General features: G+C 66.0%; 21 protein-coding genes, 1 tRNA gene and 1 rRNA gene. 14 read left to right on the top strand and 9 right to left on the bottom strand.

The window, feature by feature from the left end; all coding sequences use genetic code 11:
* Positions 1 to 248: 248 nt before the first annotated feature.
* Positions 249 to 365: ribosomal RNA gene (rrf, locus tag ACWRN3_RS21575) — 5S ribosomal RNA — on the top strand.
* 104 nt (positions 366 to 469) lie between these two features.
* Entirely contained in the window at positions 470 to 997 is a 528-nt protein-coding gene (locus ACWRN3_RS21570) for an SRPBCC family protein (protein WP_476741876.1), read from the top strand.
* Here the strand turns inward: ACWRN3_RS21570 and ACWRN3_RS21565 are convergent.
* A complete protein-coding gene (locus tag ACWRN3_RS21565; RefSeq protein ID WP_255174472.1) occupies positions 994 to 2,049 on the bottom strand; it encodes a LacI family DNA-binding transcriptional regulator in 1,056 nt (351 codons plus the stop codon). The two genes, ACWRN3_RS21570 and ACWRN3_RS21565, sit on opposite strands and share 4 nt — an antisense overlap.
* A 2-nt stretch (positions 2,050 to 2,051) precedes the next feature.
* Positions 2,052 to 3,785, bottom strand: a complete 1,734-nt coding sequence (locus tag ACWRN3_RS21560; protein ID WP_476741875.1) for a glycoside hydrolase family 13 protein — start codon at positions 3,783 to 3,785, stop codon at positions 2,052 to 2,054.
* Between the two features lie 188 nt (positions 3,786 to 3,973).
* Between ACWRN3_RS21560 and ACWRN3_RS21555 the strand changes: the two genes are divergently transcribed.
* On the top strand, positions 3,974 to 5,344 hold the full coding sequence (locus ACWRN3_RS21555; RefSeq protein WP_476741874.1) for an FAD-binding oxidoreductase: 1,371 nt from the start codon (positions 3,974 to 3,976) through the stop codon (positions 5,342 to 5,344).
* Between the two features lie 3 nt (positions 5,345 to 5,347).
* Here ACWRN3_RS21555 and ACWRN3_RS21550 read toward each other — a convergent pair whose 3' ends face one another.
* From ACWRN3_RS21550 to ACWRN3_RS21535, 4 genes are all read right to left on the bottom strand, one after another.
* Positions 5,348 to 6,766 (bottom strand): DUF4032 domain-containing protein, encoded by a 1,419-nt coding sequence (locus tag ACWRN3_RS21550; protein WP_476741873.1) that lies wholly within the window; start codon positions 6,764 to 6,766, stop codon positions 5,348 to 5,350.
* 153 nt (positions 6,767 to 6,919) lie between these two features.
* The gene (locus ACWRN3_RS21545) at positions 6,920 to 8,002 is read right to left on the bottom strand and encodes an ABC transporter ATP-binding protein (protein ID WP_159632896.1); all 1,083 of its coding nucleotides are present in this window, start codon (positions 8,000 to 8,002) and stop codon (positions 6,920 to 6,922) included.
* A 217-nt stretch (positions 8,003 to 8,219) separates the two neighbouring features.
* Complete coding sequence (gene otsB, locus ACWRN3_RS21540) at positions 8,220 to 9,056, bottom strand: trehalose-phosphatase (protein WP_476741872.1); 837 nt, start codon at positions 9,054 to 9,056, stop codon at positions 8,220 to 8,222.
* Positions 9,046 to 10,548 carry an alpha,alpha-trehalose-phosphate synthase (UDP-forming) gene (locus ACWRN3_RS21535; RefSeq protein ID WP_324644217.1) on the bottom strand — a complete coding sequence of 501 codons (1,503 nt, stop codon included), beginning with the start codon at positions 10,546 to 10,548 and terminating at the stop codon, positions 9,046 to 9,048. Before ACWRN3_RS21535 ends, otsB begins: the two co-directional genes overlap by 11 nt.
* 178 nt (positions 10,549 to 10,726) lie before the next feature.
* Here ACWRN3_RS21535 and ACWRN3_RS21530 point away from each other — a divergent pair, with 178 nt between their 5' ends.
* The 5 genes from ACWRN3_RS21530 (at position 10,727) to ACWRN3_RS21510 (ending at position 15,880) form a co-directional block, all read left to right on the top strand.
* Entirely contained in the window at positions 10,727 to 11,614 is an 888-nt protein-coding gene (locus ACWRN3_RS21530) for a DsbA family protein (RefSeq protein WP_255174475.1), read from the top strand.
* A gap of 149 nt (positions 11,615 to 11,763) precedes the next feature.
* Positions 11,764 to 11,840 (top strand) — tRNA-Thr (locus ACWRN3_RS21525).
* Between the two features lie 68 nt (positions 11,841 to 11,908).
* Positions 11,909 to 12,334 (top strand): ChaB family protein, encoded by a 426-nt coding sequence (locus ACWRN3_RS21520; protein WP_476741871.1) that lies wholly within the window; start codon positions 11,909 to 11,911, stop codon positions 12,332 to 12,334.
* Between the two features lie 85 nt (positions 12,335 to 12,419).
* On the top strand, positions 12,420 to 14,591 hold the full coding sequence (locus ACWRN3_RS21515) for an elongation factor G-like protein EF-G2 (protein WP_476741870.1): 2,172 nt from the start codon (positions 12,420 to 12,422) through the stop codon (positions 14,589 to 14,591).
* Between the two features lie 38 nt (positions 14,592 to 14,629).
* Positions 14,630 to 15,880, top strand: coding sequence for an MFS transporter (locus ACWRN3_RS21510; RefSeq protein WP_476741869.1), 1,251 nt, complete (start codon positions 14,630 to 14,632; stop codon positions 15,878 to 15,880).
* A gap of 101 nt (positions 15,881 to 15,981) precedes the next feature.
* On the opposite strand, the gene mmsB is transcribed toward ACWRN3_RS21510, so the two are convergent.
* The 3 genes from mmsB to chvE form a co-directional block, all read right to left on the bottom strand.
* On the bottom strand, positions 15,982 to 17,262 hold the full coding sequence (gene mmsB / locus ACWRN3_RS21505) for a multiple monosaccharide ABC transporter permease (RefSeq protein WP_476741868.1): 1,281 nt from the start codon (positions 17,260 to 17,262) through the stop codon (positions 15,982 to 15,984).
* Between the two features lie 4 nt (positions 17,263 to 17,266).
* Entirely contained in the window at positions 17,267 to 18,796 is a 1,530-nt protein-coding gene (gene mmsA / locus ACWRN3_RS21500; protein WP_324644221.1) for a multiple monosaccharide ABC transporter ATP-binding protein, read from the bottom strand.
* Between the two features lie 108 nt (positions 18,797 to 18,904).
* On the bottom strand, positions 18,905 to 20,032 hold the full coding sequence (gene chvE / locus ACWRN3_RS21495; protein ID WP_476741867.1) for a multiple monosaccharide ABC transporter substrate-binding protein: 1,128 nt from the start codon (positions 20,030 to 20,032) through the stop codon (positions 18,905 to 18,907).
* A 267-nt stretch (positions 20,033 to 20,299) separates the two neighbouring features.
* Between chvE and araB the strand changes: the two genes are divergently transcribed.
* The 6 genes from araB (at position 20,300) to ACWRN3_RS21465 (ending at position 26,081) form a co-directional block, all read left to right on the top strand.
* Positions 20,300 to 22,060, top strand: coding sequence for a ribulokinase (araB, locus tag ACWRN3_RS21490; RefSeq protein WP_476741866.1), 1,761 nt, complete (start codon positions 20,300 to 20,302; stop codon positions 22,058 to 22,060).
* Positions 22,057 to 22,785, top strand: a complete 729-nt coding sequence (locus tag ACWRN3_RS21485; protein ID WP_476741865.1) for an L-ribulose-5-phosphate 4-epimerase — start codon at positions 22,057 to 22,059, stop codon at positions 22,783 to 22,785. Before araB ends, ACWRN3_RS21485 begins: the two co-directional genes overlap by 4 nt.
* 29 nt (positions 22,786 to 22,814) lie before the next feature.
* Positions 22,815 to 24,335: an L-arabinose isomerase gene (araA, locus tag ACWRN3_RS21480; RefSeq protein ID WP_476741864.1), complete on the top strand. Its 1,521-nt coding sequence runs from the start codon at positions 22,815 to 22,817 to the stop codon at positions 24,333 to 24,335.
* A gap of 39 nt (positions 24,336 to 24,374) precedes the next feature.
* Positions 24,375 to 25,406, top strand: coding sequence for a LacI family DNA-binding transcriptional regulator (locus ACWRN3_RS21475; RefSeq protein WP_476741863.1), 1,032 nt, complete (start codon positions 24,375 to 24,377; stop codon positions 25,404 to 25,406).
* 76 nt (positions 25,407 to 25,482) lie between these two features.
* Positions 25,483 to 25,686, top strand: coding sequence for a hypothetical protein (locus ACWRN3_RS21470; protein ID WP_255174486.1), 204 nt, complete (start codon positions 25,483 to 25,485; stop codon positions 25,684 to 25,686).
* A 92-nt stretch (positions 25,687 to 25,778) separates the two neighbouring features.
* On the top strand, positions 25,779 to 26,081 hold the full coding sequence (locus tag ACWRN3_RS21465; RefSeq protein ID WP_018762118.1) for a DUF4193 domain-containing protein: 303 nt from the start codon (positions 25,779 to 25,781) through the stop codon (positions 26,079 to 26,081).
* Positions 26,082 to 26,166: the final 85 nt, after the last annotated feature.

Genomic DNA, 26,166 nt, shown 5'->3' with positions numbered 1-26,166 from the left:
AAGCGAGGACTAACGACTCGTGAAGCTGACCGGTACTAATAGGCCAATAACTTACACCACACAGATACATACAAAATTCTGCTTGCGTCCACTATGTGGTTCCCAACCAACAACCCCCCAACACGGGCGGTACTGGTAGGAACCAACACAACTACATACAACACCACAACGCTGTCCCTGGACAGCGAGTTGTAACCACAGATTTCCCACACCACCCCCCCACACGGGTTGGTGACGGGTAGAAGGGTTACGGCGGTCATAGCGTGGGGGAAACGCCCGGTCCCATTCCGAACCCGGAAGCTAAGACCCACAGCGCCGATGGTACTGCACCCGGGAGGGTGTGGGAGAGTAGGTCACCGCCGGACATACATTACGAAGGGCCCTGACAAGGAATGTCAGGGCCCTTCGACTTTAACCTCCAGACCGATGCCGCCGGACGGCCGGATGTCCGCGGGTAGGATTGACCCTCATGAGCAGCATCTTCAGCCACGCCCAGGACCCCTCCCAAGACGACGGCCGGCAGGCTTCGGATCCCCTGGAGCCCGTGGTGAACACCGTCCTGGTCCCGGGTCCCGTGGCCCGGGCTTTCGCAGGCTTCACCGACCACGCCCACCTGTGGTGGCCCTTGGAACGGCACGGTGTCTATGGGGCCGGTTCCTATGTGGAGTTCGAGGAGAACCTCATCCTTGAGACGGCTGACGATGGCCGCACCAGCATCTGGGGTACCCTCGATGACTGGCAGCCGCCGCTGTCCTTCCATGCCTCCTGGCACCCCGGAACCACGGCGCTGTGGTCCACCGAGCTCCTGGTGGTGTTCCGCGCCGTTGAGGCGGAAACGGAGGTCCGTGTCCTCCACGAAGGGTGGGAAGGGGCTGAGGACCCCGTTGCCGCGCGCGAAGCCTATGTGGAAGCGTGGCCGCTGATCCTGGAACGGTTTGCCCGGTTCATGGGTGCCGGCGACCCAACGGACGCCGCACCTTCCGAAGGCCTGTCCTAGGCCGTCCGTGCGGCCGGGTCCCCAGGCACGGCGGTGCTGTGACGGATCACGAATTCCGTCGGGTATTCCTGGTCCTGTGCTGCCGTAGCTGCCGGACCGCCGTCGGGATTCCTGCCGGCGCCATCCAGCAGGGCCAAAGCAGTGGCGGCCGCCAGCTTTCCCTGGCCCCGCGGATCCTGGCTCACGGTGGTCAGCCCGAAGGTCTCTGCCAGCTCGTGCCCGTCAATGCCCACCACGGAGAGATCCTCCGGAATCCGAAGACCAAAGTCGCGCGCGGCAAGTATGACGCCCACCGCCATCTCATCGGAGGCGGCAAAAACTGCCGTGGGCCGTTCCGTGGGTGTTCCCAGCAGCCGGCGGCCTGCCGCGTAGGCGCCCTGGATGGTGAAGTCGGCAGTGGCATGCCACTCCGGCCGCAGTCCCAGCCCTGCTGCGGCCATTGCCGCCGAAAAGCCCTTTTGCCGGAGCTGCGGAAGCTTGAAGTCCCGGTTCAGCCCCGCATCCCCGGTGATATGCGCAATCCGGGTATGTCCCAGCCCAATCAGGTGGCTGGTGGCCATCATCGCCAGGCCCTCGTCGTCGATCCTGATGGTCGAGGCCCCGGGCAGGGCACCTCCGATCCCCACGATGGGACGGTGCACGGCCAGCAGCTGGCGGATCTCCTCCTCGCTGAGCACCAGCGCCACGGCGATTACAGCATCCAGGCGTTTCCGCAGCAGGAAGTCGGTCAGGATGCTGTTGCGCCGCTCCGGCTGTTCACCCACGTTGTAGAGCGTCAGGTCATAGCCGGCATCGAGCAGGGTTTCGGAAACGCCTTCCAGTACCGAGGAGAAGTACCAGCGCTGGACGCTGGGCACCACCAGCCCGATGTTGTGGTTCCGCCCTGATGCGAGGCTTGACGCGTGGTAGGACGGAACGAACCCGAGTTCCCGGGCCGCTTCCTGGGCCAGGCGGCGGCTCTTGGAGGAGACGTTGGACTTGCCGCTCAGTGCCCGCGAGACGGTGGCCACCGACAGGCCGGCCCGGCTGGCAACTTCTTTGATGCCTGCCACGGTCAGAGGGCTGCTGCGGCGTCCGGTCCAAGCTGTATCCACGCGGTCTCCCCGGAGGCAAGGGCGCGTCCCGCACCTGCGGGCAGGCTGCGGATCAGGACATGTCCCGCAGGCATTTCCAGCGGCTCGTGGTTCAGGTTCATAACCACCAGCGTAGTGCCGTTCAGGTAGCCCAGGGAGTAGCCGGTGCACCAGTCCTCGGCCCAGGACAAGGACCCCCTGCCCAGGTCCAGTTCCCGCCGGCAGGCCAGGGCGTCGCGGTACAGGGACAGGTGCGACGACGGTGATTCCGCCTGCAGGTCCCTCGCCAGCGCCTTGAACGAGGCAGGAATGGGCAGCCAGGGGTGGCTGCCTGAGCCAAACCCCAGATGCGGGTCCTCGCCACGCCAGGGCAGCGGCACACGGCAGCCGTCACGGCCCAGCCGCTGGCCGCCGGTGCGGGCGAACGTGGGGTCCTGGCGGAGGTGGTCAGGAATGTCGATGCCGTCCGGCAACCCGAGCTCTTCGCCCTGGTACAGGTACGCGGCGCCCGGGAGTCCCAGCATGAACATCGAGGCAGCGGCCGCGCGGCGGCGGCCAAGATCATGGTCCGGCTGGTGATCTGCCGGGCCAATGCCGTCGCCGTCCCGCGGAGCGAGCCCGTTGTACCCGAAACGGCTGGCGTGGCGGACCACGTCATGGTTCGAAAGTACCCAGGTGCTGGGGGCACCTACTCCGTCAAGGACTGTCAGGGAATCGGTGATGACGGAGCGGAGGCGGTAGACGTCCAGGCCCGCGTGGAGGTACGGGAAGTTGAACGCCTGGTGCATTTCGTCGGGCCGGACCCAGTGAGCCAACCGGTGCAGGTCCACGCTGGCCTCGGCGCACAGGATCCGGTCGGGTCCGTATTCGTCCAGGATCAGCCGCCATCTGCGGTATATGTCGTGGACAGCGGGCTGGCCGAACATGGGTGCTTCATGGCCCGGATACCCGTCGCTGCTGCCACCGTCGGCGCGGCCGCCCCATTCGGGCAGCCCCGGGGCCTTGACCAGGGCATGGGCAACGTCCACCCGGAAACCTGACACACCGCGGTCCAGCCAGAAACGGAGCACGCGTTCGAACTCCGCGTGAACGGCGGGGTTGTCCCAGTTGAAGTCCGGCTGCGAGGAATCGAAGAGGTGCAGGTACCACTGACCGGGCCGGCCGTCCGTTCCTGCTACCCGGGTCCAGGCTGGTCCGCCGAAGTGGGACTGCCAGTTGTTGGGCGGTTCCTGCCCGTCGGGGCCGGTCCCGTCCCGGAAGATAAACATGTCCCGCTCCGGGCTTCCGGCCGGCGCCGCAAGGGCTGCCTGGAACGCCGGGTGCTGGTCCGAGCAGTGGTTGGGCACCAGGTCCACGATGACCCGCAGGCCCAGGCGGTGGGATTCGGCCATCATGACGTCGAAGTCGGCCAGCGTACCGAAGACCGGGTCCACGTCGCAGTAGTCGCTGACGTCATAGCCGGCGTCGCGCTGGGGGGAACGGTAGAAGGGTGAGAGCCAGACTGCATCGACCCCCAGATCTGCGAGATGCGGCAGTTCCTCCGTGATTCCCGCCAGGTCGCCAATGCCGTCGCCATTCAGGTCACGGAAGGACCGGGGGTAGACCTGGTAGATCACTGCGGACCGCCACCAGCCCGGAGCGGTGTCAGCAGCATGGATGAGCGTCAGGGGACCGGCACAAACGGAAGTGTCCTGGGTCACAGTTTCGACAGACATGGAAGCCAGCATAGCTGCGGCGCACCGATTAACTGAAAACGCTTCCATATTGTTTCGCTGTGGGCAGGAGACAGTGCCCAAGCGTCCGCCGCCATGGAACTGGAAACGATTGCACCGCCGGGGATCCGGGCTTCCGCCGGCAGCGCACCTAAACTGGGAAGGTATGTCCGACGACGGGTGGAGGCTTTGTGGGAAGCATCGTTGACGAGCTGGAAGCCGTCCTGGCGCCCGGCCAGGTGGACACGGGCGAGGTCGCGCTCCGCCGGTACGCCGTAGACCAGGCGCCCGTGATCGACTTCCAGCTTCCGCTGGCCGTGGTGTTTCCCGAATCAGTGGCGGACGTGCAGGCAGTGGTGAAGGCATGCCTGGGCAGCGGGGTGGCGATCGTACCCCGGGGCGCCGGCACGGGTGTATCCGGCGGTGCCCACGCCACCACCAACTGCATCATCCTCTCCCTGGAGCGGATGGACCGGATCCTCGGCCTGAATCCGGACGATGAAACAGCCATGGTGGAGCCCGGGGTGGTCAACGCCGTCCTGAACGAAGCCGCCGCGGAGCATGGCCTTATGTACGCGCCGGACCCTGCCAGCTTCCGGAGCTCCACGATCGGTGGCAACGTTGCCACCAACGCCGGGGGCCTGCGCTGTGCCAAGTACGGGGTCACCAGGGACTCAATCCTGGCACTGGACGTCGTCCTGGCGGACGGCTCCCTGATCCACACCGGCCACCAAACCTTCAAGGGCGTGGCGGGCTATGACCTCACCGGCCTCTTCGTGGGGTCCGAGGGCACCCTGGGCATCGTCGTCGGAATCACCGTGCGGCTGAAGTACCTGCCCCGGGAAGTGCACACCGTTGCTGCGTTCTACCCGGACTTCAGGCTTGCCGCCGCAGGCGTCCTGGCGGTGGGAAGGGCCCGCGTCCAGCCCGCCATCATGGAACTGCTCGACGGCGGTACGCTGGCCCAGCTCGACGACATCCATGGCTCCGACCTCACCGCACGCGGCAGATCCCTGCTGCTGATCCAGACAGACGGGTTTGGGGCTGCCGCGGAAGCCGACGTGGTGCGGGAGGTCCTGCGCGAAGGCGGGGCCACCGTCACCACCGAGGCCAGCGCAGAAGCCGAGCGGCTGGTGGAGCTGAGGCGGCACAGCAGGGGGACCGAGGTGGACGACGAGTACCGGGTGGGCGAAGACGTTGCCGTTCCGCGGTCCCGCCTGGTGGACTACGTTGCAGCGCTCGAGGCCATGGCCGCCGCCCAGCAGGTGCATCTCAAAGTGGTGGCCCATGCCGGCGACGGCAACCTGCACCCCACATTCTGGATCGACCGGCAGGGGCCGGACGTGGAAGCCGGCGCCATGGAGCGGCTCCAGGTGGCCCTGGACGAGTCCATCACCGCCGCCCTGGCAATGGGTGGCACGATTACAGGCGAGCACGGCGTGGGCCAGTACAAGCTGCGGTGGCTTGGCCAGGAACAGCCGGAGCCCATCCGGGAGCTCCAGCGCAGGATCAAGGAGCTGTTCGATCCTGCCGGCATCCTGAACCCCGGAAAAGCTATCTAGCCCTTAGTCGTCCGAATCCGGATATTCGTCGTCAGATTCATCTGCACCGTAGCGGGATTCCTCGTTTTCCACCTCGAGGATCTTCAGCAGTTCGGTGTCCGGATTGAGCATGATCGCGGCCTCGTCCCGCCGGTGCCGGAGGATCGAGTCGATGTAGGACTGCACGGCTTCTGCCAGCGGAATGTGGCGCTCCTGCTTCTCGGACATGTACCACCGGTGCTCCAGGACCTCGTGCACCACCTCGGCGTGCTCGAGCTTGCCGGAGAGGTCCCGGGGGATGGATCGCACGATCGGCTCGAAAATCTGGCTGACCCAGAGGTGGGCGCTGTATTCCTCGTCCATTTCCGGGTTGTTGTCCGCCCGGAACGAGTCCATGTCATTGAGGAGGCGGCGGGCCTGGTTCTCCTGCGCATCCAGGCCGGTAAGCCGCAACAGCCGCCGCTGGTGGTGTCCCGCGTCCACCACCTTAGGCTGCAGCTGGATGGTGGAGCCGTTCTGGGTGGTCTTGATGGCATATTCCTCGACGTCGAAGCCGAGTTCGTTCAGGCGCCGGATGCGGGCGCCCACCCGCCAGCGTTCGCCCAGCTCAAAGGATTCCTTCTCGGTCAGCTCAGCCCACAGCCGCCGGTAGCTGTCCATGATCAGCTCGCTGGTGGCCACGGGGTCCACCTTCTCCTCGATGAGTCCGCCGTCCAGCAGGTCCATCAGCTCGCCGGCGATGTTGACCCGGGCAATTTCAAGGTCGTATTCGCGCTGCCCCGTGGAGAGGTCTGGGTAGAGCTCGCCTGTTTCGGCGTCCACCAGGTACGCGGCGAAGGCGCCGGCGTCGCGGCGGAACAGTGTGTTGGACAGTGAGACGTCGCCCCAGTAGAAGCCGATGAGGTGCAGCCGCACCAGCAGCAGGGCCTGCGCGTCGATGAGGCGGGTGAGGGTGTCCTTGCGCAGCATCTGGGAAAAGAGGGCGCGGTAGGGCATGGAGAATTTCAGGTGCCGCGTCACAAGGACAGGGTTGAGCGGGCGTCCATCGGGGGTGGTGCGCCCGGTGATCACCGCAACCGGCTCCACGCACGGCACATCGAAGCGGGCAAGCTTGCGGAGCATGTGGTATTCGTGCCGGGCCACGTGCTCGGAGGTTTCCTTGATGGCGATGACCGAGCCGCCCAGGTGGGCAAAGCGCACAATGTGCCGGGAGATGTCGCGGGGGAGTGCCGCGAGGTATTGCGCGGGCCACTCCTCGAGGGCGATATGCCACGGCAGGTCCAGCAGTTCGGGATCTGCCGCGGCCGCGGTGATATTCAGCGACGAGGCTACCGAGGCTGCCTTGTTGTCATCGGCGCTCGCTGCCACGAACCGCGGCAGTTTGCCGATCTGCGCGTAGTCGGTGGGTTCGTCGTGCCACTGGGCGCTGTATTCCTCGGTCATGGGTCAATTCTTCCGTACTCGGGGCAGGGCGGCTAAATTTCGCGCAGGCATCGGGTTAAAGGCCGACGGCGGCCCGCACCGTTTGCGAAAAGGGTGCGGACCGCCGCCGGTCAAGCGGAGGTTGGGCCAGGCCGAACCTCCGGAGCCAAGGAATCAGTCGCCGAGGCGCAGGCCGGTTTTGGTGTCGAACAGGTGAACGTGGCCCGACTGGGGACGGACGTAGATGACCTCGCCCTTCATCGGAGGACGGCGGCCATCGACGCGGGCCACGATGTCGTGGTCCTTGCCGTCAAGGTTGGTGTGGCCGTAGACGTAGGCGTCGGCGCCGAGTTCTTCGACCACGTCCACCTCCACCTTCAGGCCCTCGCCCTGCGGCGCGGTTTCCAGGTCCTCCGGACGGCTGCCCAGCGTGACCGTGGAGCCGTGCGCCTCTTCGAGGACGTCGCGCGGCACGGGGTAAACAGTGCCGCCGAACTGGACGCCGCCGTCGACCACGGGAAGCTCCAGCAGGTTCATGGCGGGGGAGCCGATGAAGCCGGCAACGAAGACGTTCTTGGGGCGGTCGTAGAGGTTGCGCGGGGTGTCGACCTGCTGCAGCAGGCCGTCCTTCAGCACGGCGACGCGGTCGCCCATGGTCATGGCCTCAACCTGGTCGTGCGTCACGTAGACGGTGGTGACGCCGAGGCGGCGGGTCAGGGACGCGATCTGGGTGCGGGTCTGGACGCGAAGCTTGGCGTCCAGGTTGGACAGCGGCTCGTCCATGAGGAAGACCTGAGGGTTACGGACGATGGCGCGGCCCATGGCAACGCGCTGGCGCTGGCCGCCGGAGAGTGCCTTCGGCTTGCGGTCCAGGTACTGCTCAAGGTCAAGGAGCTTTGCGGCTTCACGGACGCGCTCGGCGCGCTCTTCCTTGGAGACGCCGGCGATCTTCAGGGCAAAGCCCATGTTGTCGGCCACAGTCATGTGCGGGTACAGCGCGTAGTTCTGGAAAACCATCGCGATGTCGCGGTCCTTCGGCGGAACATCGGTAACGTCACGGTCACCGATCAGGATGCGGCCGGCGTTGACGTCCTCAAGGCCTGCGAGCATGCGCAGGGAGGTGGACTTGCCGCAACCGGAGGGTCCCACGAGGACCAGGAATTCGCCATCGGCGATGTCGATGTTGAGCTTATCGACGGCGGGCTTATCTGTGCCCGGGTACAGACGCGTAGCGTTATCAAAAGTAACTGTAGCCACAGTTATCAATCCCTTCACCGGCAGGTACGTGCCGGACGATCCGTTGTGAATGGTTCATGTTTATTCAGTTTTGTTCCTGCAAAGTGCTCCGAGCCTGAGCCCACAGCACAAAATGACGCCGCACGCTGGTTGTGCGCCACATCACACACAGAGTATGCCAGAGGTTGCGCTTCCTTGCGAAAATGTTACGAACGTCACATGTGCCGCTGGCCACGTCCTATCCGGACGCGGCCTGCGGATCTTCCTCGGCAACCGCGATGCTCCGCTCATGGAGCAGGGCCTCCAGCAGTTCCGCAATGTGGACGGGAGCCTCCACCCGGTATTGGGCCTGGGTGAAATCAAGACCTACCTTGACCCCCACGTCGCCCGGTTCGAGCCGGCCAAAAGCGTCCTCGTCCGTGACGTCGTCGCCGGCGAACAGCACGGCAGTGGCCCCCGTTGCCTGCCGCAGGAAGGTCACACCTTCGCCCTTGGAAGCATTGACAACCGAAGTCTCCAGGACGCGTTTGCCTTCCTTCAGGAAGACTCCCTTGTGGTCCTGGAGCACCGACCGTGCTGCCGCCACTGCATCTTCTGCCACGTCGTCCTCCGCCTGGCGGGTATGCAGGACGACGCCGGCAGGCTTGTGCTCCAGGGAGGTGCCGGGCGCCTCGGCGACGATGCCGGCCAACTCGGCGCGGACCTCTTCAAGGAGCGCCTTCTGGTCCTCTTCAAGGGCCAGTTCGGTGGAGCCCGGCCCCAGCCATGCCTCGGCGCCGTGGCTGCCGATCAGCAGCGTGTCGACCGGCGGGGAAGCGACCTCCCGCAGGCTGGCGAGGGCACGTCCCGAGATGAGGGCCGTCGTCGTCCGCGGCAGTACGGCGAGGCCCGCGAACGCTGCGGCCGACCGTGGAAGCGGCCGCGCATCCTGTGCCCGGCCCACGATGGGCGCCATGGTGCCATCAAAATCCATGGCCACGAGCAGGTGCTCCGTGCCGGCGATCCGGCGCAGGGCCTCCCGCAGTTCAGGGGAGAGCGCCAGCGGCGCCTTGGTGCGGCGGCCTTCAGGAGTCATCGCGGACCACCTTTTCATTCAGCGCGCGCAGGAAGTCCGCGGACCAGTGGTCCACGTCGTGGTCCAGGATCTGCTTGCGCATGGCCCGCATTCGGCGGGATGCTTCCCGCGGGGTCAGCTCGACGGCAGTCATGATGGTGTTCTTCAGGCCGGCAATGTCGTGCGGATTGATCAGCAGCGCCTGCTTCAGCTGGTCGGCCGCCCCGGCGAACTCGCTCAGGACCAGGGCGCCGTCGTTGTTGTTGCGCGCGGTGACATATTCCTTGGCCACGAGATTCATCCCGTCCCGCAGGGCGGTGACCAGCATGACGTCCGCGGCCAGGTACAGCGCCACCATCTCCTCGACGGGGTAGCTGTGGTGCAGATAGCGGACGGCGGTGTTTTCGAGGGTGTCGTAGGTGCCGTTGATGTGTCCAACGGTGCCTTCCACCTCTTCGCGCAGGAGCCGGTACTGTTCCACGCGTTCCCGGCTGGGGGAGGCAACCTGGATGAGGGTCGCGTCGCCCACCGTGAGCCTGCCGTCCGCCAGGAGTTCCTCGAAGGCCTTCAGCCGGTGGCGGATGCCCTTGGTGTAATCCAGCCGGTCCACGCCGAGCAGGATGGTCTTGGGGTTGCCAAGGTCCTGCCGGATCTGCCGGGCGCGTTCAATGATGTCCGGCCTGGCAGCGAGCTCGGTGATCTGCTTGACGTCGATGGAGATGGGGAAGGCCTGCGCCCGCGCGATGTGGGTCAGCTGGCCGTTGTGGTCCTTGACGTGCACCTGCTGCTGCTTGACGCTGGCACCCAGGAAACGGCGCGCGGAGCGCATGAAGTTTCCGGCGTCGCTGGGCCGCTGGAAGCCCACCAGGTCGGCGCCCAGCAGGCCGTCGATGATGGCCTGGCGCCAGGGAAGCTGGGCAAAGATTTCAGGCGGCGGGAACGGGATGTGGTTAAAGAAGCCGATCCTGAGGTCCGGCCGTGCTTCACGGAGCAGCCGGGGCACCAGCTGCAGCTGGTAGTCCTGCACCCACACGGTGGCCCCCTGGTCCGCATGGCGCACCACGGCGTCGGCGAACCTGCGGTTGACCCGACGGTAGGCGTCCCACCAGGTGCGGTGGAACTCCGGCGGGGCGATGACGTCGTGGTACAGCGGCCAAAGACTGGCGTTGGAAAACCCTTCGTAGTACAGCTCCACGTCATCGGTGCTGAGCTGTACTGGAACGAGGTCCATGCCGCCGTGGCTGAAGGGCTCGACCGTTTCGTCGGGGGCTCCGTGCCAGCCAACCCAGGCGCCGTCGGTCTTGGTCATCATCGGCGCAAGGGCGGTCACCAGCCCTCCGGGCGACCGGCGCCAGCCGGAGCCGTCATCGCTGTCGTCCCCCGGCGCCACGCGGTCGACGGGCAGCCTGTTGGAGACCACCATGAAGTCGTACTTGGTATGGCCGGCGTGGCCGGAACCGGAACTGCCGGCCGTAGCTGTTCCGGCTGTTTTTTCCTGGACGGGTGTTTGCATTGCGGCCCCCTGGGGTTGCTTGTGCCTCTAAGCCACCCTAGCCGGACGGAATCATCGGGGCTATTCGTCCGTTGGTCAACCCGAAAGAATGGTTGAAACCGCAAGCTCTCAGCTTTCTCCCCTAAAATGTTGGGGTGCCACCAAGTGGTCCCCCTACGTCGATCGACCCAAGGAACTCATGAGCCCCGCAAACGAAGTACGTAAGTCCAAGGCTGAGCGAACCGCCGAGGCGCGGGAAAAGGCGCGCCTGATCCGCGAAGCGCAGGTAAAGAAGGACAAGCGCAACAAGCTGCTGATCGGCTGGGGCATCGTGGCAGCGGTCGTGGCCATCCTGGTGGTGGTGGCCCTGGTGGTCACCAACAGCCTCAAGCAAAACGCGCCGGTTGCGGACCAGGGCCCTGTTCCGGCCAATGCCAACGCCCACGGCGGCGTGACCCTGCTGGCCAACACGGGCGTGGCCAAGACTGAAGCGGCGACTGTTGACGCGGCTTCCCTGGGGGATGCCCCGAAGACTCCGCCCGCCGAGGTTGTGGCTCCGGGTGCCGGGGCGGAGGCCGGCAAGCCGGTGAAGGTTGTCCTCTACATCGACTTCATCTGCCCCGTCTGCAAGAACTTCGAGGCCCAGTACAACGACCAGCTCACCTCGCTGCGCAATGACGGCAAGATCACGGTGGAATACCGTGCCCTCGGCTTCCTGGACAGCCGGTCAACCACCAACTACTCGTCCCGCGCCGCCAACGCCGCGGCCTGCGTGGTCAACGCGTCACCGGAGAAGTACTCCGACTTCGTCAACGCGCTGTTTGCGAAGCAGCCGGCGGAGGGCAGCGCAGGCCTCTCGGACAACGACCTGAAGAAGATGGCATCCGACATGGGCGTCAACATCGACTCCTGCGTGGATGACAAGACCTACCGCCCGTTCGTGAAGTTCACCACCAAGGAAGCAGCGGCCATCGGCGTGACCGGTACGCCCACGGTGTTCGTGGACGGCAAGCAGTGGGGCAAGGGGGACAGCGCCCAGACGCCGTTCCCGGACTTCCTGCAGGCAGCCATCACTGCTAAGGGCTAAGGACCAGCAGCCCGGGCAGGGGCCCGCTCCGGATCGTCTCCGGGGCGGGCCCCTGCCGCGTCCAGCGGCGGTTCCGGCGCGTTTTTACGCCCGGCGGGAGTTGGGCTAACCTTATCTAGCGCCTTCCCGGCGCACGCCCCCAGGGGCGCGCCTCCTTAGCTCAGTTGGCCAGAGCACCGCTCTTGTAAAGCGGGGGTCGTCGGTTCGAATCCGACAGGGGGCTCCACACCACCTCCGGGTTTAAGCTGGATCCATCCGAATAATCAGCCTGCTGACTAAAGGAGGATGGGTGCCATGCCCAAGACCGGCAAGAACGACCATGCCCGCAAGGACGAGCTTCCCTCGACCCTGCAGCGTTCTGACCAGAAGGCCCAGGACACGTTCGCGAAGACCTACGATTCCGCCCTCGAGTCCTACGACCAGGACGAAGAGCGCGCCGCCCGCGCAGCCTACGCCTCACTGAAGCACAGCTATGAGAAGGTGGGCGACCACTGGGAGCCCAAGGAAAAGCGCGGCCCCTCTGACAAACGCGCGGAGCAGGGCATCCGATCGTCCGAACCCACCGCCGGCGGCGTCAATGCCAACGCCTCAAAGGAGCACCTCTACAAGCTCGCCAAGGAATTGGACGTCAAGGGCCGCTCGAAGATGGACAAGGACCAGCTGGTCCACGCTCTCCAGAAGGCCAACGACGCCGCTACCCGCAAAGCCCGCAGCAAATAGCCTGTGCTCTTGCCGTCCCGCCGTCCCAAGGTGTCGAATCAGAGGACACGTCCGGTCCGGTCGGCAATGATGCCAGGAGGTTCCAATGTCGGTGAAGAGCACCAGGGAGTCAGCGCGGGCGGCGGGCGGCAGGAACGGGCCTGATTCGAAGCGGGCCGACCAGGCCGCCGGCATCGCGGCGCAGGACCCGGCCCGGATCCGGAACGTGGCCCTGGTGGGGCACTCCGGTGCCGGGAAGACCATGCTGATCGAGGCCCTGCTCGCAGCCAACGGCATGATCACCCGTAAGGGCTCCATTGCGGACGGGTCCACGGTCAGCGATTCGGATCCGGCCGCGGTCCACCAGCAACGCTCGGTCACGCTCTCCTTGGTGCCGCTGATGGTCGACGACGTCAAAGTGAACCTCCTGGACACCCCCGGCTACCCGGACTTCATCGGCGAACTGAGGGCCGGGCTTAGGGCCTCGGATGCCGCCCTTTTTGTGGTCTCCGCCGTGGACGGCATCGACGCAACCACCACCGCGCTCTGGGCCGAGTGCGGGCACATGATGCTGCCGCGCGCCGTCGTGATCACCCGGCTGGACCATCCGCGGGCAAATTACGACGGCGCCCTGGCCGTATGCCGTAAGGCGTTCGGCGACGGCGTCCTGCCGCTGTGCGTCCCGGTGCCGGCAGGGGGTGCGGCCACCGGCCTCCTGGGCCTGTTGTCCCAGGAAGTGACGGACTACTCCTCCGGAGACCCATCACCCGATGTCCGCCCCGCGGCCCCCGGGGAACTTGCAGCCGCCGGCGCCGCGCGGGGTGCCCTGATCGAGGGCATCATCGCCGAAAGCGAAGACGAGACGCTGATGGACCGCTACCTGGAAGGGGAGGATATCGATACCGCAGTGCTGGCGGCCGACCTGGAAACCGCCGTCGCCCGCGGCTCGTTCTTCCCCGTCCTGCCCACGTCCGCCGTCACCGGCCTCGGCACGGCGGAGCTGCTCGATGTGCTGGTGCGCGCCTTCCCGGCACCGCCGGAACGCAGCCTGCCGGACACGACCGACCTTGCAGGGGAACCGGCTGGAAGGCTGGCATGCGACCCCTCGGGGCCGCTCGCCGCCGAGGTGGTGCGCACTTCCAACGATCCCTTCCTGGGACGCATCTGCCTGGTGCGCGTCTTCTCCGGGAAGCTGCAGGAGGACACGCCTGTCCACGTGGCCGGCCACGGCCTCGCTGACCGCGGGCACCAGGACCATGACACCGACGAACGCGTCACCCATATCTACTCGCCGCTGGGCGCCAGCCTGCGCCCCGTTCCCTACTGCGTGGCCGGGGACATGTGCGCACTGGCGAAGCTGGGCAGCGCGGAAACCGGGGACACCATTTCCACCCGGGAAAGCCCGCTGCTGCTGGCCACGTGGGAGATGCCCGAACCGTTGCTGCCGGTTGCCGTGGAAGCGGATTCCCGCAGCGACGAGGACGCCCTGGCCCGCAGCCTGGGCCGGATCGCAGCCGGGGATCCCACCCTGCGGGTGGAACGGAACGCCGAAACGCACCAGCTGGTGCTGTGGTGCATGGGTGAGGCGCACGCCGAGGTGGTCCTGGACCGGCTGCGGGAACAGGGCGTCAAGCTGCACACCGTGGACGTGGTGACACCGCTGCGGGAAACCTTCGCTGCCCCCGCCACCGGCCACGGACGCCACGTCAAACAGTCCGGCGGGCACGGCCAGTACGCCGTGTGCGACATCCAGGTTGAACCGCTGGACCGCGGCGGCGGGTTCGAGTTCGTGGACAAGACGGTGGGCGGCGTCATCCCGGGAACGTTCATCCCGTCCATCGAAAAAGGAGTCCGGGCCCAAATGGACAGGGGAGTGTCTGCGGGTTTTCCCGTGGTGGATCTGCGGGTGACGCTGACCGGCGGGAAGGCCCACAGCGTGGATTCCTCCGACGCGGCATTCCAGGCGGCGGGGGCCCTTGCCCTGCGCGAGGCGGCGGCCGCGGGAAAGATCCAGCTCCTGGAACCGGTGTCCTCTGTGTCCATCACCGTTGCCGACGAACATGTGGGCAGCGTGATGAGCGATTTGTCCGGCCGGCGCGGACGCCTCACCGGCACCACCTCCTCCGGCGAAGGGCTGACGGAGATCAGCGCCGAAGTCCCGGACCAGGAACTCCTGCGGTATGCAGTGGAACTGCGGGCCCTGACGGCAGGTACGGGGCGGTTCCGCCGGCAGTACCTGCGGCACGACCCCGTTCCCCCCAACTTCAGCCCGTCCTGATCCGCCGGCCAGGAACAGCCCGAAGGGAACGGCCGCCGGTGAATGCCGCAGCACGCAAGATCCAGAACGTGTACCTGACGCTGACGCTGGGAAACACCCTTGCGGCGTCGTTCATTTGGGGCATCAACACGCTCTTCCTGCTCGATGCCGGGCTGACCAACCTGGAAGCCTTCGCGGCCAACGCCTTCTTCACCGCAGGGATGGTTCTCTTCGAGGTGCCCACCGGGGTGGTGGCCGACAGCTGGGGACGCCGCACGTCCTTCCTGCTGGGCACCGTAACCCTGGCCGGGGCCACCTACCTCTACTACCTGCTGTGGCAGTTGTCGGCTTCATTCTGGTGGTGGGCAGCGGTGTCTGCACTGCTGGGCCTTGGCTTCACTTTCTTCTCGGGGGCCGTGGAAGCCTGGCTGGTGGACGCCCTCCACTTTTCCGGCTACGACGGCGGGCTCGAAGCCGTCCTGGGCCGGGGCCAGATGGTTTCCGGCATCGCCATGCTGGCCGGATCAGTAGCGGGCGGGGTCATTGCCCAGGCCACCAACCTGGGCGTGCCGTTCCTGCTGCGCGTCGCGGTGCTGGTGGCGATGTTCGCTGTTGCTTTCCTGCTCATGCACGACGTCGGCTTCACCCCCGAGCGGTCGGCGCACCCCCTGCAGGCCACCCGCGCAGTGCTGCAGGCCTCGCTGGACGGCGGACTGAAGAACCCTCCGGTGCGGTTCATGATGCTGGCCGCGCCGTTCACGGAGGGCGTGGGATTCTACGTTTTTTACGCCCTCCAGCCCTACCTGCTGCAGCTCTTCGGTGATCCGAGGGCCTACGCCATCGCAGGCCTGGCAGCAGCCATCGTTGCAGGCGCGGATATCGTGGGCGGCTGGCTTGCCCCGCTGGTCCGGAAGCTGGTCCGCCGGCGCACCACGGTACTGATCGCCTCCACCATCACCAGCTCAGCGGTCCTGGTGGTGCTCCTGGCCACCCACATCTTCTGGCTGGCCCTGGTGCTCCTGGCGCTCTGGGCGGTGGTTGCCTCCGCCGGCACCCCCGTGCGCCAGGCGTACCTCAACGACATGATCCCCTCGAAGCAGCGGGCCACCGTCCTGAGCTTTGCCTCGCTCATGGGGTCCAGCGGGGGAGTGGTGGTGCAGCCGCTGCTCGGCAGGACCGCGGACCTCTACGGCTACCCGGCGTCGCTGGCCCTGGGCGGCGCGGTGCAGTTGCTGGCGGCCCCGTTCATCGTGCTGAGCCGCCGCCGGCGCTCCCCTGCCGATGTTGCCGCAGGCCTGGCTGCCCCCTGAGCGGTTGCCCCTTATCGCCGCGGCCGCACGCAGGAAGGCCCCCGTTGCCAGGACTCAGTCCGGGGCAACGGGGGCCAACAGGTGCACGGTTGCGGTGCTTCCTACTTGATGCCTGCCTCCACCGTTTCGCTGGCAGCCGGCGCCGGCTTCTCCTCTGCCGGCGGAGGGCTGGTCTTGAGCTTGAAGCGCTTTCCAATGTCGCCGCCGCCACCGCTGCGGTTCTTGTTGAAGATGTCGAAACCGACCGCGACAAGGAGCACCAGGCCCTTGATGAGCTGCTGGTAGTCGGTGCCCAGGCCCAAGATGGACATGCCGTTGTTCAGCACGCCCATGATGAGGCCACCGATCATGGCTCCCGCCACCGTACCGATGCCGCCGGTGACCGCGGCGCCGCCAATGAAGGCTGCGGCGATGGAATCGAGTTCGAAGCCGGTTCCGCCGGCGGGCTGTGCGGAGTTGAGCCGGGCGGTGAAGACAAGGCCGGCCAGCGCGGAGAGCACGCCCATGTTAACGAAGAGCCGGAATGTGACGGCCTTGGTCTTGATGCCCGACAGCTCAGCCGCATGGAGGTTGCCGCCGATGGCGTACGTGTGCCGGCCGAAGACGCTGTTGTTCATGAGGGCCGTGTACGCGATGACCAGCGCGGCCAGGACCACCAGGACGATCGGCGTGCCGCGGTAGGACGCCAGCAGGAAGGTGATGACGAGCATGAGCAGCGACGTGAAGGTGGTCTTGATGACAAACCAGACCAGGGGCTCGCTTTCGAGGTCGAACTTCCGGCGGATCCTGCGCTCCTTGAAAGCCTGGATCAGCAGGGCCGCCGTTGCGCCGACGCCCAGGATGACGGTAAGCCATTCCAGTACCGAGGTACCACCGGTGAGATCGGGGAGGAAGCCGCCGCCGAGGGCACGGAGTTCGGCGGGGAAGGGGGTGATCTGCTGGTTCTTCAGGGTGATGAGCGTCAGCCCGCGGAAGATCAGCATGCCGGCCAGGGTGACGATGAAGGCCGGGATCCCCACATAGGCAATCCAGTAGCCCTGCCAGGCACCCACCAGGGCGCCGACCAGCAGGCAGGCAGGGATGGCGGCCCACCACGGCCAGCCCCAGTGCACGATCATGACGCCGGCCACGGCGCCGATGAACCCGGCCACCGACCCGACGGAAAGGTCGATGTGACCGGCGATGATCACCATCACCATGCCGATGGCCAGGATGAGGATGTAGCTGTTCTGGACCACCAGGTTGGTGACGTTCTGCGGTTCCAGCAGGATCCCGCCCGTCAGGCCCTGGAACAGCAGGACGATCAGGATCAGGGCAACGAAGATGCCAACCTGGCGGAGGCGGCTGGTGAGGAATCCGAGCGATTCTCGTAGGGCGGACATTTCGCTATTCCTTCTCTTTGGTCATGTAGTGCATCAGGGTCTCCTGGGTGGCCTCGGCGATGGGCACCTCACCGGTGATGTGCCCGGCAGCGAGGGTGTAGATGCGGTCGCAGATGCCCAGGAGTTCGGGAAGTTCCGAGGAAATCACGATGACGGCTTTTCCTTCGGCCGCGAGTTTGGCGATGATCGTGTAGATCTCGTATTTGGCCCCGACATCGATTCCGCGGGTGGGTTCATCGAGGATGAGCACGTCCGGGTCGGAGAACATCCATTTGCTCAGCACCACCTTCTGCTGGTTTCCACCGGACAGCTTCCCGGTGATGGCGGCCACCGACGGGGCTTTGATGTTCATGCTCCTGCGGTAGCCGTTGGCCACCACGGTCTCCTGGTTCTTGTCCACGAAGCCGCGCTTGGCAAGCTTGCGCAGTGCTGCCAGGGAAATGTTCCGCTTGATGTCCTCGATGAGGTTCAGCCCGTAGTGCTTCCGGTCCTCAGTGGCGTAGGCGATGCCGTGCCTGATGGCGTCGGACACCGTTGCGGTGTTGATTTCCTCGCCGTACTTGTAGACCTTGCCGGAGGTGGCGGTGCCGTAGGTGCGGCCGAAGACGCTCATGGCAAGTTCGGTGCGCCCGGCGCCCATGAGGCCGGCAAGCCCCACCACCTCACCCTTCCTGACGTGCAGGTTGGCGTTGTTGACCACCATGCGGCTGTGGTCCTGGGGGTGGCGCACGGACCAGTCCTCGATCCGCAGGACTTCCTCGCCGATCCGCGGCTCGCGGTCCGGATACAGGCTCTCCAAGTCCCGGCCCACCATGCCGCGGATGATCCGCTCCTGGGTGATCTGGCCTTCGTCGAGCCGCAGGGTCTCGATGGTCTTGCCGTCCCGGATGATGGTGACGGCGTCCGCCACCTTGCGGATCTCATTGAGTTTGTGGCTGATGATGATGCTGGTGACGCCCTGGCCCTTCAGGTGGAGGATCAGGTCCAGCAGGTGGCCGGAATCCTCATCATTGAGGGCGGCCGTGGGCTCGTCCAGGATCAGCAGCTTCACTTCCTTGGACAACGCCTTGGCGATTTCCACCAGTTGCTGCTTGCCCACGCTGATGTGCTGCACGGGGGTGACCGGGTTTTCGTCGAGGCCGACGCGGGCCAGCAGCCGGGCTGCCTCCAGGTTGGTCTTGCGCCAGTCCACCCACCCGTTGGTGGCCTGTTCGTTGCCCAGGTAGATGTTCTCGGCGATGGACAGGTACGGGCTCAGGGCCAGTTCCTGGTGGATGATGACGATCCCGCGCTTCTCGCTGTCAGAGATGCTGGAAAAGTTGCAGGGTTCGTTCTCGAAGAGGATCTCCCCGTCGAAGCTGTTGTGCGGATAGACGCCGGACAACACTTTCATGAGCGTTGATTTGCCGGCTCCGTTTTCACCGCAGATGGCGTGGACCTCTCCACGGTTCACATCCAGGGTGACGTCCTGGAGGGCTTTTACGCCCGGGAACGTCTTGGTGATTCCTCGCATTTGAAGAATGGGTGTGTTCATCGTCAATTCCCACTGACTGGTCGAAGCTGGGCCTTCCTGCTGCTGCAGGCGGCGGCGGGAGGGGGCTGTGGCCGGACTCGCGGCCCGGCCACGGCCCCCGGACGCTGACTACTTGACGTCGGCGTCGGTGTAGTAACCCGAGTCGATCAGTTCCTTCTTGTAGTTGTCCTTGGTGATGATCACGGACTTCAGCAGGAAGGCCGGGACAACCTTGACCTTGTTGTTGTAGGTCTTGGTGTCATTGGTTTCCGGTCCCTGGCCCTTGAGGACAGCATCAACCATCTTGACGGCCTGTGCGCCGAGCTGGCGGGTGTCCTTGAAGATGGTGGAGTACTGCTCGCCGGCGATGATGGACTTGACGGAACCCTTCTCGGCGTCCTGGCCGGTTACCACGGGCAGGGTTCCCTTGGCGTAGCCGCCGGTGCTGGTGAGGGCCGAGATGATGCCGATGGAGAGGCCGTCATACGGGGACAGCACACCGTTCAGCTTGGTGCCGGAGCTGTAGGCGGAGGTGATGATGTCCTCCATGCGCTTCTGGGCCACGGGGGCCTGCCAGCGAAGGATGGCTGCCTGCTCAAACTTGGTCTGGCCGCTGGGGACCTTCAGGGTGCCGGCATCCAGGTACGGCTTGAGCGTGTCCATGGCGCCGGTCCAGAAGAAGTTGGCGTTGTTGTCGTCGGGGCTGCCGGCGAAAAGCTCGATGTTGAAGGGGCCCTTGCCGTCCACTTTCTTGCCGCTGGCGTCGACGAGGCCCAGCCCGGTCAGCAGCGAGGTGGCCTGCTGGACACCCACCGTGTAGTTGTCGAACGTGGTGTAGTAGTCGACGTTGGGCGTGCCGTTGATGAGGCGGTCGTACGCGATGACCTTGACGTTCTGCTCCTTGGCCTTGGCCAGGACGTCAGTCAGGGTGGTGCCGTCAATGGCGGCGATGATCAGGGCCTTGGCGCCCTTGGTCAGCATGTTTTCGATCTGCGACACCTGGGTGGGGATGTCGTCATTGGCGAACTGGAGGTCCGTCTTGTAGCCGAGGTCCTTCAGGGACTTCTCCACGTTGGCGCCGTCGGCGATCCACCGTTCGGACGTCTGCGTGGGCATCGAAATGCCTACCAGTGAATCGCTGGGCTTGGCGGCACCGCTGGATTCGCTGGCCCCGCCGCGGGAGCCGCAACCTGTGGCGCCCACCGTCAGGGCGAGGACAAGGGCCACCGCGCCCATCAGTTTTTTGATTCTCACCATTTTCTCCTTCCGCGGCAGCACTGCCGCGAAGTGTTGGTGGACCAGGCAGCACCAGTGCTCCCGGGTCCTGGCCACATTGTTGATGTGTCGGTTCAATATAGACCGGTTTGTGAACGCTAACAAGAGTGGCTGGCAGGAATTTCGGAAACTTTTCGGCTTCATTGACTTCTTCGTTGTTAGCGTTCACACTTGCTGCAGCACGTAGCTACACCCTGACCCCTACAAACCCGGTAATGAGGCCCCTGCCTCCCGGACGGAGGCAACCCCATGCCAGATGCGCTGTTCACTCCCGGTTCCGAGTCCCGCCATGACCATTGCGTCATCGGGGTGGATTACGGAACCCTTTCAGGCCGTGCCGTGGTGGTGCGTGTCCGCGACGGCAAGGAACTGGGCAGCGCCGTCCATGAGTACCCCCACGCGGTGGTCACCGACGTCCTGCCACGGGACACCGCGGGCAACGACGGCGCCCGGCTTCCCGGGGAATGGGCACTTCAGGTGCCCAACGACTACCGGGACGTCCTGCGGACCGCCGTTCCCGCCGCTGTGGCGGACGCCGGGATCGACCCCGCCGCCGTCGTCGGCATTGCCACGGATTTCACTGCCTGCACCATGGTTCCGGTTAAGGCGGACGGCACGCCCCTCAATGAACTGCCCGGCTTCGCCAACCGCCCGCACGCCTACGTAAAGCTCTGGCGCCACCATGCTGCGCAGGGCCAGGCCGACCGGATCAACCGGCTTGCCGCCGAACGGGGGGAGGACTGGCTTCCCCGTTACGGGGGCCTGATCTCCTCCGAATGGGAATTCGCCAAGGGGCTGCAGCTGCTGGAGGAGGACCCGGAGGCCTACGCCGCGATGGACCACTGGGTGGAGGCTGCGGACTGGATCGTCTGGCAGCTCTGCGGCCGGTATGTCCGCAACGCCTGCACTGCCGGTTACAAGGGCATCTACCAGGATGGCCGGTATCCGTCGGAGGATTTCCTGGCCGCCCTGAACCCGGACTTCAAGGACTTTGTCAGCTCCAAGCTGGAGCACACCATCGGCCAGCTGGGGGACGCCGCCGGCACCCTGACGGCGGAGGCAGCCGCCTGGACCGGGCTGCCGGAGGGCATCGCGGTGGCCGTGGGAAACGTTGACGCCCATGTCACGGCCCCGGCCGCGAAGGCGGTGGACTCCGGCCAGCTGGTGGCGATCATGGGCACCTCCACCTGCCACGTCATGAACGGCAGTGAGCTGCGCGAGGTACCGGGAATGTGCGGTGCCGTGGATGGTGGCATCGTGCCGGGCCTGTGGGGCTACGAGGCCGGACAGTCAGGCGTGGGGGACATCTTCGGCTGGTTCACCAAGTACGGCGTCCCGCCCGAATACCACCAGGCTGCCGAGGGCGCCGGACTGGGGATCCACGAGTACCTCACCGAACTGGCATCCCGGCAGGCCATCGGAGAGCACGGCCTGATCGCGCTCGACTGGCATTCCGGCAACCGTTCGGTCCTGGTGGACCACGAGCTTTCGGGCATTGTGGTGGGCCAGACCCTGGCCACAAGGCCCGAGGACACCTACCGCGCGCTGCTGGAAGCCACCGCCTTTGGAACCCGCACCATAGTGGACGCCTTCCGCGACGCCGGGGTTCCGGTCAAGGAATTCATCGTGGCCGGCGGCCTGCTCAAGAACAAACTCCTGATGCAGATCTACGCAGACGCCACCGGCCTGCAGCTGTCCACCATCGGCTCGGAACAGGGTCCGGCCCTGGGATCGGCCATCCACGCCGCTGTCGCAGCAGGCGAATACGCGGACATCCGTGAGGCCGCCGCGGCCATGGGCGCCGAGCCCGGGGAGGTCTACACCCCAATTCCCGAAAACGCGGCCGCCTACGAAGAACTGTTCCAGGAATACAAGACCCTCCACGACTACTTCGGCCGGGGCGGCAACGACGTCATGCACCGGCTCAAGGCCATCCAGCGCAGAGTTGCCCGCACGGGTCTGTCAGGCGCAGGCTCCCTGTCCGAATCACCTGTGGAGGTGTCCGCATGAGCGCCGTAACCGGCGCCGGAACCGGCCTCCTGGAAACCATCGCCCGTGTCCGGGCGGAAGTGTGGGCCCTCCATGCCGAGCTGACCCGGTACGGCCTGGTGGTGTGGACCGCGGGCAACGTCTCCGCCCGGGTGCCCGGCACCGACCTCATGGTCATCAAGCCCTCCGGTGTCTCCTACCAGGACCTGACCCCCGAGCAGATGATCGTGACCGACCTGTACGGCACCCCGGTCAGGGGCACCAACCTTGGTGGCGGCGGCACGGTGGACTGGGGCAACCCGCCGCTGTCCCCGTCGTCGGACACCGCAGCACACGCCTATGTCTACCGCCACATGCCGGAAGTGGGCGGGGTGGTGCATACCCACTCCACCTACGCCACCGCCTGGGCAGCCCGCGGGGAGGCCATCCCGTGCGTGCTGACCATGATGGGAGACGAGTTCGGCGGTTCCATCCCAGTGGGCCCGTTCGCACTGATCGGCGACGACTCGATCGGCCACGGGATCGTGGAGACGCTGAAAAATTCCAAGTCCCCGGCGGTCCTGATGCAGAACCACGGCCCGTTCACCATCGGCAAGGACGCCCGGTCCGCCGTGAAGGCCGCCGTCATGTGCGAGGAAGTGGCCCGCACCGTGCACATTTCCCGGCAACTGGGCGAGCCGTTGCCCATCGACCAGGACCACATCGACTCCCTCTACGCCCGCTACCAGAACGTTTACGGCCAATAACCGGCCCGAAACTCTTCCCAGGAGAATTCATGAGCACCGCAGCAAACACCTCCCTCGACGGATACGAAGTCTGGTTCCTCACCGGCAGCCAGCACCTCTACGGGGAGGAAGTCCTCAAGCAGGTGGCCGCCCAGTCGCAGGAGATCGCCAACCAGCTCAATGCCTCCTCCGCCGTTCCGGTCAAGATTGTGTGGAAGCCGGTCCTGACCGATTCGGATGCCATCCGCCGCACCGCGCTGGAGGCAAACTCGGATGACTCGGTCATCGGCGTTACAGCCTGGATGCACACCTTCAGCCCGGCCAAGATGTGGATCCAGGGCCTGGACCTGCTGCGCAAGCCCCTTCTGCACCTGCATACGCAGGCCAACCGCGACCTGCCGTGGGCGGACATCGACTTCGACTTCATGAACCTGAACCAGGCTGCCCACGGCGACCGCGAGTTCGGCTACATCCAGTCCCGCCTGGGCATCGCCCGGAAGACCGTCGTCGGGCACGTTTCCAACCCCGAAGTTGCCCGCCAGGTGGGCTCCTGGCAGCGCGCCGCGGCCGGCTGGGCCGCCGTCCGGACGCTGAAGCTCACCCGCTTCGGCGACAACATGCGCAACGTCGCCGTCACCGAAGGGGACAAGACGGAGGCCGAGCTGCGGTTCGGCGTCGCGGTCAACACCTGGTCCGTCAACGAGCTCGCCGACGCCGTCCACGGTGCTGCAGAGTCCGACGTCGACGCCCTGGTGGCCGAGTATGAGGACCTTTACGACGTGGTGCCGGAGCTCCGCGCAGGCGCGGCCCGGCACGAATCGCTGCGCTACGGCGCCCGGATCGAACTGGGCCTGCGCAGCTTCCTGGAAGGCAACGGCTCCGCAGCGTTCACCACGTCCTTCGAGGACCTGGGTGCCCTCCGCCAGCTTCCGGGCCTCGCCGTGCAGCGGCTCATGGCCGCCGGCTACGGGTTCGGCGCCGAGGGCGACTGGAAGACCGCCATCCTGGTCCGGGCCGCCAAGGTCATGGGCGCCGGCCTGCCCGGCGGTGCCTCCCTCATGGAGGACTACACCTACCACCTGGAACCCGGCTCCGAGAAGATCCTGGGCGCCCACATGCTCGAGGTCTGCCCCTCCCTGACCGCCGCCAAGCCCCGGCTGGAAATCCACCCGCTGGGTATCGGCGGCAAGGAAGACCCCGTCCGGTTGGTGTTCGACGCCGACGCCTCGCCGGGCGTCGTCGTCGCCCTGTCCGACATGCGGGACCGTTTCCGCCTGGTGGCCAACGCCGTCGACGTCGTCCCCCTGGACCAGCCACTGCCCAACCTGCCCGTGGCCCGCGCGCTGTGGGAGCCGAAGCCGGACTTCGCCACCTCGGCCGCCGCCTGGCTGACCGCCGGTGCCGCCCACCACACCGTGCTCTCCACCCAGGTGGGCATGGACGTCTTCGAGGACTTTGCCGAAATCGCCAAGACCGAACTGCTCACCATTGACGAAGGCACCACCATCCGCCAGTTCAAGAAGGACCTGAACTGGAACGCCGCCTACTACAAACTGGCCGGCGGGATCTGACCAAGTGGCACGGCTGAGGTGCCGGCCCCGGCGGCTGCCATGGAGCGGAACCCCGTGACAAAGGGCAGGCCACCCCGGCTGCCAACGCTCGAGGACGTGGCGGAACTGGCCGGGGTCTCGCACCAGACCGTGTCACGGGTGGTCAACAGCCACCCCAATGTCAGCTCCGGCACCCGCGGCAGAGTGGAAGCGGCGATTGCCGCACTCGGCTACCGCCGCAACACTGCCGCACGAAGCCTGGTCACCCGGCGCTCGCAGACCATCGGCGTCCTGGGCAGCGAGCTCTCGCAGTACGGCCCCGCCAACACCCTGCTGGGAGTGGAACGTGCTGCACGGGACGCAGGATACTTCGTCAGCGTCGCAGCGCTGCGGGAGGTCAACCGGGACGCGATCCTGGACGCCGTCCGGCACTTCCTGGACCAGTCGGTGGACGGAATAGTAGTGATCGTCCCGCACCTGGAGACGCTGGCCGCCCTGGCGGAACTGCCCATTGGAGTGCCCGTGGTTGCCGTCGGTCCCACCGGAAATGACTCCGTGGGCGGGGTCAAGGTGGACCAGCGCCGCGGCGCAGAACTGGCAGTGGAACACCTCATCGGGCAGGGGCACGTCCGGATCGGACACGTCGCGGGACCGCAGGACTGGATCGACGCCGTAGCCCGCGCCGAGGGCTGGCGGGGAGCGCTGGACTCCGCCGGGCTCGAGGCAGACCTGATCATCGAGGGCGACTGGAGCGCGGGCAGCGGATACGAGATCGGCAGGCGGCTGGCAGCGGGCCGCAGCGCCACTGCGCTCTTTGTTGGCAACGACCAGATGGCCCTTGGAGTCCTGCGCGCATTGAACGAGGCGGGCATCAAGGTGCCCGGGGACGTATCCGTGGTGGGCTTCGACGACCAGCCCGAGGCCGGCTATTTCAGTCCTCCGCTGACGGTGGTCCGGCAGGACTTTGAAGAACTGGGCCGGCGGTGCATGGACATGATGCTCACTGCGTTCGATGGCACGGGCGGCCCCCGGACCCTTGTGGTGGAGCCCGAGCTCGTCCTGCGCAGCAGCACGGCCCCGCCGGTGCGGTAACGCCAGGGCCGCGGAGTTAATCCGGGGGAGACGGCGGCGAAACGTGGCCACAACAATAGCTGCGTAGGTTTCAGGCATGACGCCTACCCTGTTCGTCCGGCTCCGCGGCTGGCTGCTGGACACCCTCACTTTCAACTCCGAAACGGACGCCGCCGGCGCCATGGCCGATGCCACCCGGTGGGGCTGGCTGCCGGCCTTGAGCGGGGTGTCCATCGGAGCCTGCCACGCCCGCTCGGAGCACGCAGGAACAACGGCAGAAACCGGCCCAATGTCTGGTTAAGCACACTATTGCGCCGGTAGCGGGATAATGCCCTAAACTGCTTCACTGAGGTGCCTGAAATGGCGCTGCGCAGCAACGAAAGTGAACATGCTATGGCTACCGATTACGATGCTCCACGCAAGCAGGAAGAAGAGTCGCCGGCCGACTCTCTCGAGGCCCTCCAGGCATCACGGAGCGGCAACGCGCAGACCGCGGTTATCGATGTCGACGAGAACGACACCGCCGAAGGTATCGACCTGCCCGGCGCCGACCTGTCCAACGAGGAACTGACCGTCATTGTGGTTCCCGAGCAGTCTGACGAGTTCACCTGCTCGTCGTGCTTCCTGGTCCGCCACCGGTCGCAGGTTGCCCGCGAAAAGGACGGCCTTAAGTACTGCCGCGACTGCGAAGGCTAAATTTCCATCCTGGTTTTCCCGGCGCCGGCCACCACACCCCAGGTGGGCCGCGCTTCTTTTTGCTGTGTTTGACTGGCCTGGGGGG

This window comes from Pseudarthrobacter sp. rb, assembly GCF_056389225.1.
The sequence above is the reverse complement of the archived record's forward strand: the minus strand, read 5'-3'. Positions and strand labels throughout refer to the sequence as shown.

What these genes read in the sequence shown, in the direction of transcription:
- ACWRN3_RS21570 (WP_476741876.1), top strand. Translation starts at nt 470, where the DNA reads ATGAGCAGCATCTTCAGCCACGCCCAGGACCCCTCCCAAGACGACGGC.
- ACWRN3_RS21560 (WP_476741875.1), bottom strand. Translation starts at nt 3,785, where the DNA reads ATGTCTGTCGAAACTGTGACCCAGGACACTTCCGTTTGTGCCGGTCCC.
- ACWRN3_RS21550 (WP_476741873.1), bottom strand. Translation starts at nt 6,766, where the DNA reads ATGACCGAGGAATACAGCGCCCAGTGGCACGACGAACCCACCGACTAC.
- otsB (WP_476741872.1), bottom strand. Translation starts at nt 9,056, where the DNA reads ATGACTCCTGAAGGCCGCCGCACCAAGGCGCCGCTGGCGCTCTCCCCT.
- ACWRN3_RS21535 (WP_324644217.1), bottom strand. Translation starts at nt 10,548, where the DNA reads ATGCAAACACCCGTCCAGGAAAAAACAGCCGGAACAGCTACGGCCGGC.
- ACWRN3_RS21530 (WP_255174475.1), top strand. Translation starts at nt 10,727, where the DNA reads ATGAGCCCCGCAAACGAAGTACGTAAGTCCAAGGCTGAGCGAACCGCC.
- ACWRN3_RS21520 (WP_476741871.1), top strand. Translation starts at nt 11,909, where the DNA reads ATGCCCAAGACCGGCAAGAACGACCATGCCCGCAAGGACGAGCTTCCC.
- ACWRN3_RS21515 (WP_476741870.1), top strand. Translation starts at nt 12,420, where the DNA reads ATGTCGGTGAAGAGCACCAGGGAGTCAGCGCGGGCGGCGGGCGGCAGG.
- mmsB (WP_476741868.1), bottom strand. Translation starts at nt 17,262, where the DNA reads ATGTCCGCCCTACGAGAATCGCTCGGATTCCTCACCAGCCGCCTCCGC.
- mmsA (WP_324644221.1), bottom strand. Translation starts at nt 18,796, where the DNA reads ATGAACACACCCATTCTTCAAATGCGAGGAATCACCAAGACGTTCCCG.
- chvE (WP_476741867.1), bottom strand. Translation starts at nt 20,032, where the DNA reads ATGGTGAGAATCAAAAAACTGATGGGCGCGGTGGCCCTTGTCCTCGCC.
- araB (WP_476741866.1), top strand. Translation starts at nt 20,300, where the DNA reads ATGCCAGATGCGCTGTTCACTCCCGGTTCCGAGTCCCGCCATGACCAT.
- ACWRN3_RS21485 (WP_476741865.1), top strand. Translation starts at nt 22,057, where the DNA reads ATGAGCGCCGTAACCGGCGCCGGAACCGGCCTCCTGGAAACCATCGCC.
- araA (WP_476741864.1), top strand. Translation starts at nt 22,815, where the DNA reads ATGAGCACCGCAGCAAACACCTCCCTCGACGGATACGAAGTCTGGTTC.
- ACWRN3_RS21475 (WP_476741863.1), top strand. Translation starts at nt 24,375, where the DNA reads ATGGAGCGGAACCCCGTGACAAAGGGCAGGCCACCCCGGCTGCCAACG.
- ACWRN3_RS21470 (WP_255174486.1), top strand. Translation starts at nt 25,483, where the DNA reads ATGACGCCTACCCTGTTCGTCCGGCTCCGCGGCTGGCTGCTGGACACC.
- ACWRN3_RS21465 (WP_018762118.1), top strand. Translation starts at nt 25,779, where the DNA reads ATGGCTACCGATTACGATGCTCCACGCAAGCAGGAAGAAGAGTCGCCG.